Annotated in this window: 14 protein-coding genes; 5 read left to right on the top strand and 9 right to left on the bottom strand. The window is 34.3% G+C overall.

The annotated features are described in order from the left end of the window. Nucleotides 1-38 precede the first annotated feature (38 nt). Nucleotides 39-1,073: an AI-2E family transporter gene (locus tag ACKC83_RS10065; RefSeq protein WP_414037189.1), complete on the top strand. Its 1,035-nt coding sequence runs from the start codon at nt 39-41 to the stop codon at nt 1,071-1,073. Nucleotides 1,074-1,342: 269 nt separating this feature from the next. Here ACKC83_RS10065 and guaB read toward each other — a convergent pair whose 3' ends face one another. The 7 genes from guaB to ACKC83_RS10030 form a co-directional block, all read right to left on the bottom strand. Beyond that, nucleotides 1,343-2,815, bottom strand: coding sequence for an IMP dehydrogenase (gene guaB / locus ACKC83_RS10060; RefSeq protein ID WP_414037190.1), 1,473 nt, complete (start codon nt 2,813-2,815; stop codon nt 1,343-1,345). Nucleotides 2,816-2,887: 72 nt separating this feature from the next. Next, nucleotides 2,888-3,544, bottom strand: a complete 657-nt coding sequence (locus tag ACKC83_RS10055) for an Insecticidal toxin complex protein (protein ID WP_434035398.1) — start codon at nt 3,542-3,544, stop codon at nt 2,888-2,890. Nucleotides 3,545-3,631: 87 nt separating this feature from the next. Continuing rightward, nucleotides 3,632-4,999, bottom strand: coding sequence for an HTTM domain-containing protein (locus ACKC83_RS10050; RefSeq protein WP_434035397.1), 1,368 nt, complete (start codon nt 4,997-4,999; stop codon nt 3,632-3,634). Nucleotides 5,000-5,394: 395 nt separating this feature from the next. Then, entirely contained in the window at nt 5,395-8,154 is a 2,760-nt protein-coding gene (locus tag ACKC83_RS10045; protein WP_434035396.1) for an outer membrane beta-barrel protein, read from the bottom strand. A gap of 89 nt (nt 8,155-8,243) precedes the next feature. Then, nucleotides 8,244-9,107, bottom strand: coding sequence for a hydroxymethylglutaryl-CoA lyase (locus ACKC83_RS10040; protein ID WP_434035395.1), 864 nt, complete (start codon nt 9,105-9,107; stop codon nt 8,244-8,246). A 32-nt stretch (nt 9,108-9,139) separates the two neighbouring features. Next, nucleotides 9,140-9,766: a LysE family translocator gene (locus ACKC83_RS10035; RefSeq protein ID WP_434035394.1), complete on the bottom strand. Its 627-nt coding sequence runs from the start codon at nt 9,764-9,766 to the stop codon at nt 9,140-9,142. 4 nt (nt 9,767-9,770) lie between these two features. Beyond that, the gene (locus ACKC83_RS10030; RefSeq protein ID WP_434035393.1) at nt 9,771-10,805 is read right to left on the bottom strand and encodes a quinone-dependent dihydroorotate dehydrogenase; all 1,035 of its coding nucleotides are present in this window, start codon (nt 10,803-10,805) and stop codon (nt 9,771-9,773) included. A gap of 101 nt (nt 10,806-10,906) precedes the next feature. Between ACKC83_RS10030 and pepT the strand changes: the two genes are divergently transcribed. Both pepT and ACKC83_RS10020 read left to right on the top strand, forming a co-directional pair. Further along, nucleotides 10,907-12,142 carry a peptidase T gene (gene pepT / locus ACKC83_RS10025; RefSeq protein WP_434035392.1) on the top strand — a complete coding sequence of 412 codons (1,236 nt, stop codon included), beginning with the start codon at nt 10,907-10,909 and terminating at the stop codon, nt 12,140-12,142. Between the two features lie 338 nt (nt 12,143-12,480). Beyond that, a complete protein-coding gene (locus ACKC83_RS10020) occupies nt 12,481-13,125 on the top strand; it encodes a hypothetical protein (RefSeq protein ID WP_434035391.1) in 645 nt (214 codons plus the stop codon). An 83-nt stretch (nt 13,126-13,208) separates the two neighbouring features. Here ACKC83_RS10020 and carB read toward each other — a convergent pair whose 3' ends face one another. After that, the gene (carB, locus tag ACKC83_RS10015) at nt 13,209-16,061 is read right to left on the bottom strand and encodes a carbamoyl-phosphate synthase large subunit (protein ID WP_434035390.1); all 2,853 of its coding nucleotides are present in this window, start codon (nt 16,059-16,061) and stop codon (nt 13,209-13,211) included. 103 nt (nt 16,062-16,164) lie between these two features. Next, nucleotides 16,165-16,326, bottom strand: a complete 162-nt coding sequence (gene rpmH / locus ACKC83_RS10010; RefSeq protein WP_038527912.1) for a 50S ribosomal protein L34 — start codon at nt 16,324-16,326, stop codon at nt 16,165-16,167. A 167-nt stretch (nt 16,327-16,493) separates the two neighbouring features. Here rpmH and ACKC83_RS10005 point away from each other — a divergent pair, with 167 nt between their 5' ends. After that, the gene (locus tag ACKC83_RS10005; protein ID WP_434035389.1) at nt 16,494-17,372 is read left to right on the top strand and encodes a DUF6263 family protein; all 879 of its coding nucleotides are present in this window, start codon (nt 16,494-16,496) and stop codon (nt 17,370-17,372) included. A gap of 6 nt (nt 17,373-17,378) precedes the next feature. Further along, nucleotides 17,379-17,948 carry a DUF2892 domain-containing protein gene (locus tag ACKC83_RS10000; RefSeq protein WP_434035388.1) on the top strand — a complete coding sequence of 190 codons (570 nt, stop codon included), beginning with the start codon at nt 17,379-17,381 and terminating at the stop codon, nt 17,946-17,948. The last annotated feature ends 71 nt before the right edge of the window (nt 17,949-18,019 follow it).

The following is an 18,019-nucleotide window of genomic DNA, read 5'->3' as shown; positions in this document are numbered from 1 at the left end:
TTACATTTGCTACTCGATATTTTAAGTGCCCATATACTATGTTAAACGATAGACGAACAACAAATTTCCTCCTACTTATTATAGTAATTCCTTTAGTATTCTATTTACTAAATATACTATCCTTTATTTTTGTGCCTCTTATTTTTTCAATGTTTATTGCGTTACTTTTTTTACCAATAATGCGATGGTTAACAAAGCGAAATTTACCTAGAACGGTAAGCATTATTGTTATTATCCTTATTATCCTTGTCTTTTTTAAATTACTAGGGTATTTAGTGCATTTATCGAGTAGGGAAATCTTATCGACTAGCGATGCGTTTCTTATTAAGGCCGAAGAAAAAATAAAACTTTTAATATCGAGTTTAGAAAACTTCTTTGGGACAGACTTACTAAAAGATAACATTAGTATATCTAAACAATTATTTGACAAAGAAACCCTTGTTAGTAATTTTGGTCCGACACTAAATTTTCTGCGTTCGACCATTACTATGATGTTAATGACTGCTTTTTTTGTGGTTCTATGGTTAGCAGAATCGATTAACGTTCACAACGTATTAAATCGTACCATTTTAAAACAAAAACATACGTCGGTAAAAACCTTCTTAAAAATTGAAAAGGATTTAATACAATTTATTAAAGTTAAAGTATTTGTAAGTTTAATGACTGGTATTTTTACCGGTTTAGCGTGCTTCGCTTTTGATGTTAGCTTTCCTATTTTTTGGGGATTATTTGCTTTTATCATCAACTTTATTCAAATGGTAGGCTCTTTTGTAACGGTAATATTCTTATCTATTTTCGCGTTTGTAGAAATAGAAGTCACCAGTACTTTAGTATTCTTTATTATGTGTATTACAGGAACTCAAGTGTTGTTTGGAACTATTTTAGAACCTGTATTTATGGGAAAATCATTCTCTATTAATATTATAACCGTTCTAGTTATGCTAATGCTTTGGGGCTTTATTTGGGGTATTCCTGGATTAATTATGGCTATTCCAATTACAGTATTTGTGAAAATAATTTTAGAACAGTTTCCTAGCACCAAGCTCATAGCTGGCCTTCTATCTAAGGGCTAGCTAAAATTTAGCATTAGACGACACCAATAGAGTTGAAAGGAGATCAATCTTTTGAGACTGCTAGTGTCTCCCTTGTTTTAACTCTAAAAATCCTTGGCCATATATGGCATATCGAAAGCTAAAACACCGCATTTAGTGGCCTCTTAAGCCTTGGATTGCACTAATCATACTTCTTATTTACAAGTGTACTCATAAAAAAACTCCAATTAAAACTAAAGCAGTTTCAATTGGAGTTTATATATTAAAGTAAGAATCACGTCTTACATAATCTATCTTGAATAATTTGGAGATTCTTTTGTAATGGTTACATCATGTGGGTGACTTTCGTTAATTCCACTCGCTGTAATTTTCACAAAACGACCTGTTTCTTTTAAGGTTTCAATATCTTTAGAACCACAGTACCCCATACCAGCGCGTAAACCTCCTACAAACTGATGAATGCTTTCAAACAATTCACCTTTATAATCTACACGACCAACAATACCTTCTGGTACTAATTTTTTAATATCGTCTTCTACATCTTGGAAATAACGATCTTTACTACCTTCTTTCATGGCTTCTACAGAACCCATGCCTCGGTAAGACTTAAACTTTCTTCCTTCGAAAATAATAGTTTCTCCAGGAGATTCTTTCGTACCTGCCAATAAAGAACCTAACATTACCGTATCTGCTCCAGCTGCAATAGCTTTAGGAATATCTCCCGTATAACGAATACCTCCATCCGCAATTACAGGAACACCAGAACCTTTAATGGCTGCTGCTACTTCTAATACTGCAGAAAACTGAGGGAATCCAACTCCTGCAACCACACGTGTAGTACAAATTGAACCTGGACCTATTCCTACTTTTACTGCATCTGCTCCAGCTTCTACTAAATATTTAGCCGCCGCTGCTGTAGCAATATTTCCAACAACAACATCCAAATCAGGGAATTTTGCTTTCACTTCTTTTAGCACATTTACCACACCTTTAGTATGACCGTGCGCCGTGTCTATAATAATAGCATCGACACCAGCTTTGTATAATGCTTCGGCACGCTCTACAGCATCTCCGGTTACTCCAATTGCTGCAGCAACACGTAAACGTCCGTAAGTATCTTTATTCGCGTTTGGTTTTTGTGTAAGTTTTGTAATATCTCTAAATGTAATTAATCCGATTAAGTTATAATCTGCATCTACTACAGGTAATTTTTCAATTTTCTTTTCTTGTAAAATAACTTCAGCATCTTTTAAAGACGTTCCTTCTGCTGCTGTTACAAGATTTTTAGACGTCATAATTTCAACAATCGGGCGATTGTTTTTATGTTCGAAACGTAAATCTCTGTTGGTTACGATACCTTTTAATTTACCGTCTTCATCTACAATCGGAATTCCTCCAATGCTATGTTCCTTCATGCTATTTTTAGCATCAATAACTTTAGCCGTTAAAGGTAACGTCACAGGATCGATAATCATTCCGCTTTCTGCACGCTTAACTTTACGTACTTCCTGAGCTTGCTGTGTAATCGTCATGTTTTTATGCAACACACCAATACCACCTTCTCTAGCCATAGCAATAGCCATAGCACTTTCTGTAACAGTATCCATTGCTGCAGAAATTATGGGTACATTAATTGTAATGTTTCGTGTAAATTTTGTCTGAATGTTTACCTCTCTTGGTAAAATTTCGGAAAATGCAGGAACTAATAAGACGTCGTCGTAGGTTAGTCCTTCTCCTAGAATTTTGTTTTCGTGTGCTGTCATGTTGCAATTAAGATGTAATTGCGTGCAAATATACGTTTTTTAATAGTAAGTTTTAATTGAAATCGCCTATTTTTAATCTAAAGATTTACAATAAGGCAAAAGCACATTTACAGCATAGAGATATCTGTCTTCTGTATTTTTTAAATCACCTGTAAATTCCAATTCGTTTGGCACAAACACCCCATAAATCCCGTTTCCTTTAGAAATTTCAGAAATCTGTTCTAAACTTTTCGCATCCATAATGCTGTAAACAGACTCTACCCATTCATATTGTTCGCGATGAAGCATTTCTAAATCCCAAGTTTCAGCAGCTTCACCTTTAAGAACCTCATCGGCTCCCAAAACATTTTTTAAATATGGTAATGCGTTTTTAAAAACAACTTCACTCCCAATATTGGTATAATAAATAGTAGATTTTTTCACAAAATACTTATAAGGAAAAACGCCTATTTTGCTTAATTTATCAGAAATGAATCCGGCCATTATGACCCAATGTATTTCATTCCCTTTTTGTTTAAGTTCTTGCTCAATCCATCGATAAAATCCCAATCGCTGTCCAACACTTGCATAGGCTTCGGAATTTAAATGAGACAAATTATAAGCATTTGCGTTTTGCCAAGTAATCGAATTCTGTTTTCTATCCTTTGTTAACCATTCTCCCAAAATTAAGCTATCTCGTTTAGTTTCTTTTTGATAGGCTTTTAAATTTTTCCATTCTTTAGCAGACATAACCTGGCAACTTAAACATAGTAAGACGAAGTAAAACGATTTCATAGTTTCAAATTTACAGGACAGGATAAAGTTAAGAATTTGGCTTTACAAGCCTCTTATTTTATCTTTAAACGGAAGAATCCATTTTTTATGCTTAAAAGATTCTTTTTGCTGATATAAATCGACACTAGAATCTATAAACGGCGCAGGAGTTCTCCCATTTAAGGACACCATACTTTCGGCATACACCTCAACTTGATTATAACCCTGACGTTTGTAATGGTCTCCCAGATAATGCGCATATTCTAATATAAAATCAGGCTGAAAACTCATTTGCTGTTCTTGTCGTGGGGTTAAAAACTCCGAATTATCGACTAGACATTCCTCCCCAGTTTCCGAATCTATAACTCTAAACTCCGTGACTCCCGATTTTTCGATTAAAGACGTACGCCAAGAGAATAAATACCCTTCTCCCGTCCAAAACAATTCGCCTTCGTATAACATATAACGTAAGGGAAACAACAGTTGAAACACAAAGAATAATCCAACAATAAATATGGGTAAGGGCGTACTGTATTGAAAATCCTTTGTCATTTTTAGTGCAGAAGACAAATGTAGACCGTTACGAATGGGCGACAAAAATGTTCTTAGCGTTAAAAGTCCCTTTTGATGCCATTGCGAAGAGAAAAATATTGGAGCGCAAAAAACAAGTATTAACGGAAACATACCTAGCGGAAATAAAGCCTGCGAGAATAGCTGATTCGCCACCAATAAAAGAAAAGAGATTAAGCGCGTGCGTTTATAGAGTAACAGAAAAGGAATAGCTAATTCAAAAATCATAAAACTCCAACTAACAGCATAATGAAACCAGCTCGCTTGTAATATGGACGGACCAATAAACGGAATGTTAGTACTTGTAGATAACCATAACTCTAAAGGCATGGCACGGTATAACCAATCGGAATTTAATTTTGCTAAACCTGAGTAAAAGAAAACGATAAAAAACAAAAATTTCACACTGTCTACACACCATTTTGGAATGGTTCGATAGGATCGTCTTGTAAATAAAGAATCGACAGAAAAGGATGCACTGGCCGGTAAAAAAACCATTAAAAAACTCAAAATCATTATGAAATAAGACGCCGATTGATACATTGTTTTATCCATAAATTGAATATACGTATAACTTAAAAAGAAGGTAATTATAGAAATACGATACTTAAACCCAAAAGCCACAAAGACCGATGAAATGGCACAAATTGCAAACAAAGCGTAGGTATAAAAACCAAAGGGTTTTACCCATTCGAAACCATAAAATGTAAAATGAAATTTTGGTTCTAAATACAAAGATTCTATCCAGCCTTTCTGCCAAAAAATAATTAAGCTTATACACATTAAAAGTCCAAAACACACGCGGAACACCACTAAAGGTGCCGGACTTGTTGTTTTTAGAAAATATGTATTTAAATTCATCTTAAAAGATTAGAAGTGTTTTGGACTACATTTACAATATAACTTCGCGTACTATAAATGTTAGGTATTCCTTCAAATTTCTAAATATTTTTTAGGATAGATAAACAAAACACGGAATAATTATAAAATAATTCTTGATATCTCATATGTAACAGACATTAAATTGCCTCATACAACTCATTTTAAACACCTTAAAATCAAAACATTTCTTTTTTTTAATTATAACATCTTTCCTAATGTATCGGGAACAGCTCTTATTATCCGCCTTGAGCGCGATTAAATCACGTATTGTTAAGCACATTTCACATTCATTCCGCTAATAAAAAAAATAAACACCAATTTCTACTCGTTTATTAAACTTTTCGAAATTGGTGTTTCTTTAATAGTATTAGGATTTATCGTCTTCCGCCACCACTACGAGAACTACCTCCCCGTGGTTGACGACTGCCGCTAACATTCATTCTCTGTCCTGCAAAACTTCCAAATTTATAGGTGAAATTTAACATAAAATATTGTTCTAAAATATTGCTTTCAACGTCCTGAATATAGGTTTCTGTTACCGAGCGTCGGTAGCCATTATTCTTACCTAACATATCGTAACCTACAAGAGTTAGGGTTGCTTTATTGTCCCATAACTCGATACCCAAACCTGCATTCCAGAAAACGGCATCACCATCAAATTCATCGCCAACACGACTATTATAGCGGTATGAGACTTTATTTGTTAAGAATACATTTTTAAGAAAAAATATAGACGCTTCAAAGTTCACGTCTTGAACAAAGTATTTATTATCGGTAAAATCGTCGGTATCATAAACAATATCGGTTGATGAATAACTGTAAGATGCACTAAGATCTAATTTATCATCGTACGAATATTTAAACGAAATAGAAGGTCTTATATTCGTTGTTTTACCTGAAAACTCGATCCCATTTTGTATCGATAACGAGTTTTTGTAAGAACCATTCAATCGTCCATTAATATTCATATTTGTTTTCTTACTATAAAATGATTTAGAAACAGCGACGTTTCCTGTGTAAGAATAATCCCCATCAATATTATCGTAAGTCGTATACTTAATTAAATCTTCGTCTGTAATTGTTGAGCTAATAATTTTATCTTGAACAAAGTTAGCTCTAAGATTTCCCGTAATGTTAACATTATTGTAAGCTAGGTTATTCTGATATTGAAAATTTATATTATGATTTACCTCGGGTTCTAAAAACGGGTTACCAATAAGAATATGAGTGATATTACTTTCGTCTAAAACGGGTTGTAACTGACTCACGGACGGCAAATTAACACTCTGATTATAATCTAGATTAATATTCTTGTAACCATTCTCATCACGGTATCGAATTCGTCCTGAATAGGTCGCATACTCAAAATCTGCTTTAAAATCGCGAGCTTCAACCAATTTATCTGTATAATTTCTATAGGTATTTGTATAACCTCCTTCTAGTTCGAAACGGAAATCACGATACTCGTAGCGTAATCTTAAAGCAGGTCTAATTGTTGTGGTAGTGTATTTACTATCTGAACTTAAAATGTCGTTAAAATTGCTGTAAGCGTCTTCATCTTCATCAAAGTCGTAAATAAGTTTTTCATTTTCTTGAGAATTTACACTAGCCGTATATCTAGGCATAATTCTAAAATTAGTAAACAATTCCTTACTCCAAAATACGCGTAACCCAATATTACTACTGTAAGTATCTGTATTATTTATTTGATCTTGAATAATTGTTGCATTTTGTCTTTCGATATAATTTTCGGAATAACTCTTACTATCGGAATTTCCTTTAGCAAAATCGGTACTGATTGCCATGTTTAGATAATCTCTTTTCCCTGTAACCGTGGTTACGCCAAACTCATTATTAATATTATAGTTATCGGATTGAGATTGATTTTCGGAATAATAATCGCTAACTAAATCGCCGTTGGTATACTCTGACTTTTTAGTAGTTAACGAGCCAGATTCTGAACTGCTAGTATTTACATTGATATCGTTAGATATCTGAACCTTATTGTTAGACAATTTATTTTTTGGAGGAATAATAAATTTTAGGTCACCTCCTGCTTTATGGTTATCTGAATCGCTAATGCTTTTAGTTTCAGAATCGGTAATATAATTGAAATCGGGTAAAAAATTCTCGGTATGACTTATTTGTTCTCTATTATTACTCTGAGCACTATATCTGTAATTACCATTAATACGTGTTTCATTCCATTTTCCTTTGCTAAAATTAGCACCGACAAAATCCGATTCTATTTCACCATTACTCGTATCTGTATCCGGGAGGGCGTTAAAACCTCTAGTCATGTTAATATTGTTAGTTCCCCCGATAAGTCCTATCTGTTTCCCTTCAATTAATTTAAAAATATTTGCATTGGCTTGGTATTTATCGTCGGTTCCATATCCTACCTTAACATCGCCAAAAGTGGCTCTATTTTTTCCTTTTTTAATGGTAAGGTTTATTTCTTTGGTCCCAGAATCCGATTCCTCCCCTGTAAATTTCTGATTATTGGTTTTGTAATCTGTAACCTGAACTTTACTAATAACATTACTCGGTAGGTTTTTTAATGCAATCTCTCCGTTTTTTTCGCCAAAAAAGGCCATCCCATCTACGTTTATGGCTTCCACCTCTATACCGTTCATGGTAATATTTCCATCGGTATCTATTTCAATCCCAGGGAGCTTTTTTAGTAAGTCTTCGGCTTTATCGTTTGGTAAAGTTTTAAAACTGTCGGCATTATACTCTATAGTATCCTTCTTAATTAATACCGGAGGAGCTTGCGCAATAATGGACACCACATTTAATTCTTCGACTTGTTCTTCTATAGTGACAACACCCACATTTAATTCTTTACCAGTAGGCACAGTAATATCCTGCGTGTAAGGCTTGTATCCCATATAAGCAATATTAAGAATCGCTTTAGAATCGTCTTCTGTATTTACTGGAAATGAAAATTCACCATCTTTATTAGTAATCCCGTAGGATATGGGAATACTGTCTTGTATACTTTGCAGGTATACGGTGGCACCTTCTAAGGCGGTTAAGTCTTTATCTTTTACAGTACCCTCTAAAGTGAACTTTTGTGCAAATAGTGATGCTGAAAAGGATAAGCAAATTAAGACTAAAAGTAATTTTTTCAAAATATCAAATATGGTTAGGTTTAACGGTTAGACCTTACCAACTTGAAAATGTTTAACCTACAAATGTTAAATAAACCTTAAAGAAATATTTAGTGATAGGTTTTAAAAATTTTAGTTGCTTCGTTATACGCACTTTCAAAACTTAATGCGTTTAACTGATTTTCTTTCTTTACAGTAAAGTAAGACAGTAATTTCTCGGTAGGCATATTTCCTGTAAGCTCGTCTTTTGCCATCGGGCAACCACCAAAACCTTGTATGGCGCCATCAAAACGTTTGCAACCGGCTTGGTAAGCGGCATCTACCTTTTCGAACCATAAATTAGGAGGCGTATGTAAATGCGCACCAAATTCGATATCGGTATATTGCGGAATTAAATTAGAGAATAAATAATCTATAGTTTCTGGTGTAGAAGATCCTACGGTATCACTTAATGATAGTATTTTTACACCCATATTGCTTAAACGCTCGGTCCAATTGGCAACTACATCTACATTCCAAGGATCCCCGTAAGGGTTTCCAAATCCCATAGAAATATATACCACAACCTCTTTGTTCCTTTGATCGGCAATATTTAAAATCTCTTGTAAAGTATCAACCGATTCGGCTATGGTTTTATGCGTATTACGCATTTGAAAGTTTTCTGATATAGAAAAAGGGTAGCCTAAGTAATCAATGTTTTTATGGCTAGAAGCGTCTTGTGCGCCACGTGTATTAGCGACAATAGCCAGCATTTTACTTTTGGTTTTAGACAGATCTAATTGCGAAAGCACTTCGGCTGTATCACACATTTGCGGTATGGCTTTAGGCGACACAAAACTTCCAAAATCTATAGTATCGTACCCCACTCGCAAAAGCGATTGAATGTATTGCACCTTACGCTCGGTTGGAATAAAGGCTTTTATACCTTGCATCGCATCTCGCGGACACTCTATTACTTTTACACCGTTTGCCATTAATTATTAGCGTTTAGATTATAAAAATACTATTATTTTTCTGAAATTAATATGAATATTGCAATCCCCGTAAATACAACCACTTGCATCCACTTTAAGAATGGCCCAACCTCTTTGTGCTGTTTTATATATTCGGATATTGCGCCCGCTAAAATTGCCAAAACTGAAAAAATCACAAATGAAATCCCCATAAAAATAAAGCCTAAAATATAAAACTGTTTTACAGTGCTTAAGGTATTACTAAATAAAAAACCAGGGAAAAAAGCAAGAAAAAATATAGAGACTTTCGGGTTTAACACATTCATAATAAAACCCTGTTTAAATAACTGAGTCCAGGTTTTGTCTGGAACATTATCCGAACTTAATAAAACTTCGGCATCGCTTTTATACACTTTATACGCGAGATAAAGTAAATAGGATGCTCCTAGTATTTTTATAAACCAGAAAATAGAATCCGATGCCTTTATAATAGCCGATACGCCAAAAGCAACCAATGTGGTATGCACTAAACAACCAGAGATTAATCCGAAAACAGTAGCCAAACCAAACGATTTCCCATTGGTTATACTTTGCATTAATACATAAATATTATCCGGACCTGGAGCAAGGGCCAAAATAGCCGTAGCAAAAGCAAACGACACTAATACGTCTACATCCACGAGCTTAGTTACGTTTTAAGATAGCCTTATTAATGGTTTTAACAAGCGATGGCCCTTCGTAAATAAATCCTGTATAAATCTGTACTAAAGTCGCACCAGCATCCAGTTTTTCTAGAGCATCTTGGGCAGAGTGAATTCCTCCCACCCCGATAATTGGAAACGATTTATTACTTTTTTCACTTAAGTATTTAATAACTTTAGTACTCTTCTCTTTAACAGGCTGTCCGCTTAACCCTCCATTTCCGATCGCTTCAAGCGCTGTTGCCGATGCTTTTAAATGACAGCGATCTACAGAAGTGTTCGAGGCTATAACACCATCCAGTTGGGTTTCTTTTACCAAATCGATAATTTCATCCAATTGCACATCATTTAAATCTGGAGCAATTTTAAGAAGTATTGGTTTTTCTTTACCAAAGGTTTTATTCGCTGTCTTAACAGTGTTAATTAATTCTAAAAGATAATCTTTATCGTTTAATTTGGCATGGCTCCCTACATTTGGACAACTTACGTTAAGCACAAAATAATCGACATACGGGTGTAACATATTAAAACATGTTATATAATCTGCTGTATAATTTTCTGGAGTGGTTTGTGTATTTTTACCAATATTTCCACCGATAAGAATTTTACCTTTATTCTTTTTTAGTTGCGTAATGGCTGTTTCGACACCTTCATTATTAAAGCCCATACGATTGATTAATCCTTGATCTTCAATCAGTCTAAAAATACGTTTTTTAGGATTTCCTTCTTGAGGAATTGGAGTAACTGTTCCTATTTCTATAAAACCAAATCCGAAGTTTGCCAATTCGTTATACAACACGGCATTCTTATCGAAACCAGCAGCTAAACCTACTGGATTTTTAAATTTCAATCCAAATACTTCACGCTCCAACTTTTGGTCTTCAACAACAAATAATGCTCTAAATAAACTTGGTACTAATGGGATTTTAGAAAGAAATCGCACCATAGAAAATGTAAAGTAATGAACTTTTTCGGGGTCTGAAGAAAAGAATAGAGGGCGAATTAATAATTTATACATGGATGACTTATTTATGCAAAAATACTTTTAATTAAAAAATCCTACAATTCAAAAAGCATAAATAATTAATAATAGTATTTTTGTTTAAAATCGAAGTCCTCATGATAAATAAACAACACCTAATAGACCGTTTTGTAAGCTACATTACCGTAGATACAGAGTCGGATCCAGAAAGTAATACAACCCCAAGTACAGAAAAACAATGGGATCTTGCTAATGCACTTGCCGAAGAATTAAAAACCATCGGGTTAGAGGATGTTTCTATAGACGAGAACGCATACATTATGGCTACGCTACCGAGTAATGTAGATCACGATGTGCCAACTATAGGATTTATTTCTCATTTCGATACCTCTCCAGATTTTTCTGGAGCTAATGTAAAACCTCAATTTGTAGAAAATTACGACGGAAAAGATATTGTACTGAATGCCGAACAAAATATTATTTTATCTCCAGATTATTTCGAAGATTTGCTTTTATATAAAGGACAAACCCTAATCACTACCGACGGAACCACTCTTTTAGGCGCCGATGACAAAGCTGGAATTACAGAAATTGTAACAGCAATGGAATATTTAATACAGCATCCGGAAATTAAACACGGAAAAATTCGAGTAGGTTTTACACCAGATGAGGAGATTGGTCGAGGCGCTCATAAATTTGATGTCGATAAATTTGGAGCAGCATGGGCATACACTATGGATGGTAGTGAGATTGGAGAACTAGAGTACGAAAATTTTAACGCTGCAGGCGCGGTAGTTACCGTAGAAGGAAAAATTGTTCACCCTGGATACGCCAAAGGGAAAATGGTTAATTCGATGTACATCGCTACCGAATTTATAAACTCTTTACCACGTTTAGAAACGCCGGAACATACAGAAGGCTATGAAGGCTTTTTCCATTTAACCGATATTAATGGAGAAGTAGACAGCACCGTTTTAAAATATATTATTCGTGATCACGATAAGGAACATTTTGAAGCGCGTAAAGACATGATGCAAAAACTAACCCACGAGTTAAATACGCAATATGGTCGTCACGTGGTTTCTGTCGAAATAAAAGATCAATATTATAATATGAAAGAAAAGGTTGAACCTGTAATGCATATTGTAAATCTTGCCGAGGAAGCCATGAAACAAGTAGGCATAACACCTAATATAAAAGCGATTCGCGGTGGTACCGATGGTTCTCAGTTAAGTTATATGGGTTTACCTTGCCCTAACATTTTTGCTGGTGGACATAATTTCCATGGCCGTTACGAATATGTCCCTGTAGAAAGTATGATTAAAGCTACAGAAGTGATTTGTAAAATTGCAGAACTTACAGCCAAACAATAACCGCGTTAGCGATTGCAGTGGCATCCTTTTTTAGCTTTTATAAGCGGCTAAAAAAGATATAACGTAAAGCGCGACCTTTATGGTAACGCCAAAATTTAATGTCTGATGAATTTAAACCATTTGTCAGACATTTTTTTATTACACAATTCTGGACTTAACAGATTGAGGGATTTACATTCCGAAAAAAATAGTGGTATATTTACAATACAATTTTGCTATAAATATATTTAGGCTTCAACAATGCAAAGGGTAAGCCATTGCTACAGGTATAATACCTAGTGTTTTGGTATCTTGGCAAGTATTTTGCAGTCTAAAATTACAATACTTTAAATAATAAAATGACCGATAATATTTTTGTATACCGATTTAATAAAATGACTAATGACGAGCTTGAAGCTATTAGTTTTAATGAAGATGTATATACTAACGAAGCACGATTAACCGCTTTAGATATTTTAAAAAGTAGAGATGTTAATTCTGAAGCCATTAATACAACTCACCGTGCTTTAATGGCCGAAAAAGTTGCCCAAGAAAAGATTGTTATAGAAAATACGCGTAGTCCTACTGCAACTTTTATAGATATTGAAAACGTAAAATCTGAGACTAAACCATTGCCAAAGTTATACTCTAAAACATTAATTTTGGTTATTTCAATCTTATTTTCTACGCTTTTTGGAAGTGTATTATTAATGTTAAACCTAAAAAAAACAGGGCATTCTAAAGCACGAAAGCTAGTCTTGTTATTTAGCGTATGCTACCTTTTTGTTCCTTTTATATTAATCACCTCATTTAATTTAGATCCCAACGTCGCACTGCTTGCGAATGTTCTTGGAGGTTATATTCTAACTGAATATTTCTGGAACCAATACATAGGAAAAAATACGGAATACAAAAGGTTAGACTGGGCTAAGCCGGTTTTAATCATGTTGGCCATCACGATACCACTTGCCTATATTGTTCTTAAAAGCGGTGGCGCTTTATAAGATTTTTAGATCTTACAGAATTTAAAGCATAAAAAAATCCTTCCAATAATTTGGAAGGATTTTTTTATATCTAAACGTATTTATTATTTATTTAAATACATTCTTCTTCGTGAGTAAATATTGTAAAACTCGTCGTCTCTTAAGTTATCTATAAATAAGATGCTTTCTCCAGTACTTTTCATCTCAGGTCCTAGTTTCTTATTTACTTTATGGAATTTATTGAAAGAGAATACAGGTTGCTTAATCGCGTATCCTTTTAATTCCGGCTTAAAGTCAAAATCGGTTACCTTCTTCGCTCCTAACATCACTTTAGTTGCATAGTTTACGTAAGGCTCTCCGTAAGCTTTCGCTATAAAAGGTACCGTACGAGATGCTCTTGGATTCGCTTCGATAATATATACTAAGTCGTCTTTTACGGCGAACTGAATATTTATTAAACCAACAGTATTCAAGGCTAAAGCAATTTTCTTAGTATGGTCTTTAATTTGTTCCATAACTAAATCTCCTAATGTAAAAGGTGGTAGCAATGCATTACTATCTCCCGAGTGGATTCCACAAGGTTCGATATGCTCCATAATTCCGATAATGTAAACATTTTCACCATCGCAAATTGCATCGGCTTCAGCTTCTATTGCACCATCTAAATAGTGGTCTAGAAGTAACTGATTTCCTGGCATTGTGCTTAATAAGTCTACAACGTGTTTTTCAAGTTCTTCTTTATTAATTACAATTTTCATCCCTTGACCTCCTAGAACGTAAGATGGACGCACTAAGATTGGAAAATCTAGTTTGTCTGCAATCGCAGAAGCTTCATCTGCTGTCGTTGCAATATCAAACTCAGGGTAAGGAATATTATTTTCTTTTAACATATTAGAGAACAATCCGCGATCTTCGGCTAAATCTAAAGCTTCAAAACTTGTTCCTAATATCTTAACACCGTACTTGGTTAATTTTTCAGCAAGTTTTAAGGCCGTTTGACCACCTAACTGAACAATAACACCTTCTGGTTTTTCATGCTTAATAATGTCGTAAATATGTTCCCAAAATACAGGCTCGAAGTATAATTTATCGGCTGTATCGAAATCTGTAGATACGGTTTCTGGGTTACAGTTAATCATGATGGTTTCGTAACCACATTCTGCAGCGGCAAGAACACCGTGAACACAACAGTAATCGAACTCGATTCCTTGTCCGATACGGTTTGGTCCTGAACCTAAAACAATAACTTTTTTTCTATCTGTAACAACACTTTCGTTATCTGCATAACGATTACCATCGGCAGTTTCCACATCACTTTCAAAAGTAGAGTAGTAATATGGCGTTTTCGCTTGAAATTCTGCAGCACATGTATCTACTAACTTGTATACACGATTTACACCAAGTTCTTCACGTTTACTATACACTTGACTTTCTAAACAGCCCAACATGTGTGCTATTTGTCTATCTCCATATCCTTTCTGTTTTGCTTCTAAAAGCAAATCTTTTTGAATGGTATCGATTTTAAATGTAGAGATTTCATTTTTAAGCATATGTAATTCTTCATATTGCTTTAAGAACCACATGTCTATTTTTGTGATTTCATGAATTCTACTTAATGGAATGCCCATCTCGATTGCATCGTAGATAATAAATACACGATCCCAAGAAGCATGTGTTAACTTCTCGATAATTTGTTCGTAGTTTTTATTCTCTTTACCATCGGCACCTAAACCGTTACGTTTAATCTCTAGAGATTGCGTTGCTTTGTGAAGCGCTTCTTGGAACGAACGTCCAATACCCATCACTTCTCCAACAGATTTCATTTGAAGTCCTAAAGTTCTGTCTGAACCTTCGAATTTATCAAAATTCCAACGCGGTATTTTCACGATTACATAATCTAAAGTCGGTTCGAATAAAGCCGAAGTCGATTTAGTAATCTGATTGTTTAATTCATCTAAATGATATCCAATAGCCAATTTAGCCGCAATTTTCGCAATAGGATAACCCGTTGCTTTTGATGCTAAGGCAGAAGAACGCGATACACGAGGGTTAATCTCGATAGCGATAATATCTTCGTTTTCATCTGGAGAAACGGCAAACTGTACGTTACAACCTCCTGCGAAATCTCCAATATTACGCATCATATGGATAGCCATATCACGCATTTTTTGGAATGTTTTATCACTAAGCGTCATCGCTGGCGCTACGGTAATAGAATCTCCTGTATGAATTCCGATAGGATCCATATTTTCGATAGAACAAATAATAACCACATTATCATTTGCATCTCTAAGCAATTCCAATTCGTATTCTTTCCAACCGATTAAAGCTTTATCGATCATAACCTCATGAATTGGAGAAATCTCTAATCCGCGGGTTAATAATTCGTCGAAATCTTCTTCTTTATATACAAAGGAAGCCCCAGCACCACCTAAGGTGTAAGATGCTCTAATAATTAAAGGAAAACCAAATTCTTGTGCAATTTCTTTACCTTTTAGGTAAGATGTAGCTGTTGCTTGTGGTGCCATTGACACCCCAATTTTAAGCATTAACTCTCTAAACTGCTCTCTATCTTCTGTAATATTGATGGCATCAATATTAACACCTATAATATCAACTCCAAAATCTTTCCAAATTCCTTTTTCATCAGCCTCTATACATAAATTAAGTGCTGTTTGCCCACCCATAGTAGGTAAAACGGCATCAATTTGAGGATGTTCTTCAAGGATTTTTACAATCGATTTTGTAGTTAACGGCAACAAATATACGTGATCGGCCATAGATGGGTCGGTCATGATAGTTGCTGGATTCGAATTTATTAGTACGGTTTCTATTCCGTCCTCGCGAAGCGATCTTAAGGCTTGAGTTCCTGAATAATCGAATTCACAGGCTTGCCCAATTACAATTGGTCCAGACCCTATGATAAGAATAGATTTTAACTTTGGATTTTTTGGCATTGTATTATATTAAGATATTTCAAAAGTAGTTATAAAAACGAGATATAAAAAAAGGCGTTACCATTAAGTAACACCTTTCTATTATATCAACACATTGATATCATTATTTTTTATGTCTTGATTCAGAAGATACAGACAGTTTCTTTCTTCCTTTAGCACGTCTACGTGCTAATACCTTTCTACCATTGGCAGAAGCCATTCTTTCTCTAAAACCGTGCTTGTTTCTTCTCTTTCTTTTTGATGGTTGAAACGTTCTTTTACTCATTGTCTTGTATCTTTAAAATCTTCAATATTCTATCTAAACGAAGTCTTGATGGTTTCTTCAAAACTGCGGGCAAATATACAAAGACTTTTTTATTACACAAACCTTATTTTAAAAATATTTTTTAGTAAAATTTTTAGTTTCTTTGTAGAGTCAAATTTAGCGTACAAATGATTCGATTTTTTCTCAAGATATTAGTAGTAACCTTAATAGGCACCTTTAGCACATCTGCCCAATCTTTACTGCAATATCGCTTAAAAATTGGAGACAGCATAACTATAATTCAGAAAGCCACTCAAAATATAGTAAGACAAGAGCAAGGTAACGCACATAAAATATTAAATGATCTCGAAGAGAACTATACCTTTAAAGTCTCAGATAAAACAGACAGCACCTATACATTAGCATTTCATTTTAATCAGTTTAAGCTAAAAACAACCTCTAATAAATATGGCGTGATGGTAGATGTAGACACTGCTAAACCTGTTAAAGAGGACGATACAGAAGGAAAAATATTTGGTGGACTTACAAATTCGGAACTACAAATAGAGATGTCTAATTCTGGTAAAATAATACAGGTACAAGGCGCAGAAAAAATGATTAGTAATATGATTAATTTATCTGGAGTGCAAGACGAATTTACCAAACAACTTATGATTGAGTCGATGAAATCTGAATTTGGTAACGAATCTTTATCGCATAGTTTTGAGCAACTCACACATATTTATCCGAAACAAAAGGTAAGCATTGGAGATACTTGGACTAATGAATATACAGGAGACATCCAATCTAAAAACACTTGGACCCTAGAAAAAATAACCGATACCGTTATTTTAAATGCCAACTCGACCTTAAGCATGAGTATTGAAGACGAATTTTCTAACCTACTGTTAAAAGGAAAACAAAACATTGTAGTTATAGCAAATAAAAATACCGGTTTTATAAATGAAATGACCGTAAATGCTGAAGCGAGCAATGCATCCGATATAAAGGAATCGCAGAACAATCCAACAAAAATAACATCTACAACAACTTATAAAATTAAATAAATACTTATGTACAACAAGAACTTAAAATTAGTTATCGCCGGTTTAATTATTGCATACGCTGTCTTTCAGTTTATCGAAGGAAACATTGGAAACGGTATCATGCTAATCTTACTTTCAACTATTTTCATCTTTCTATATTTTAAAAATGAATTTATTCTGTTAGCGTTTATGAAGCTTAGAAAACAAGATTTTGAAGGTGCGACAAAATGGTTAAACAAAATTAAAAATCCAGAAACGGCTTTAGTTAAGAAACAACAAGGCTATTACAACTACCTACACGGCATTATGATTTCTCAGACCAACATGAATGAATCTGAAAAATATTTAAAGAAAGCTGTTGATTTAGGTTTAAATATGGATCATGATTTAGCTATGGCTAAATTAAGTTTAGCAGGAATAGCGTTATCTAAACGTAGAAAACAAGAAGCTACAAAATTATTATCTGAAGCGCAGAAATTAGACAAGCAAGGTATGTTAACCGATCAGATAAAAATGATGAAGGAAAACATGAAGCGTGCACAAGCACCTAACCAACATTTTGGAGGACACAGACAGCCTCGAGGCGGAAGACGATAGAAATCCTCTTTAAAAGCATAAAAAAACGGCGTTGAATATAAAATTCAGCGCCGTTTTCTATTTGTGTCCAA

It is taken from the genome of Formosa bonchosmolovskayae (assembly GCF_051016085.1).
Lineage (GTDB): Bacteria > Bacteroidota > Bacteroidia > Flavobacteriales > Flavobacteriaceae > Formosa.
Note: the sequence above shows the minus strand (reverse complement) of the source record. Positions and strands in the feature narration are given on the sequence as shown.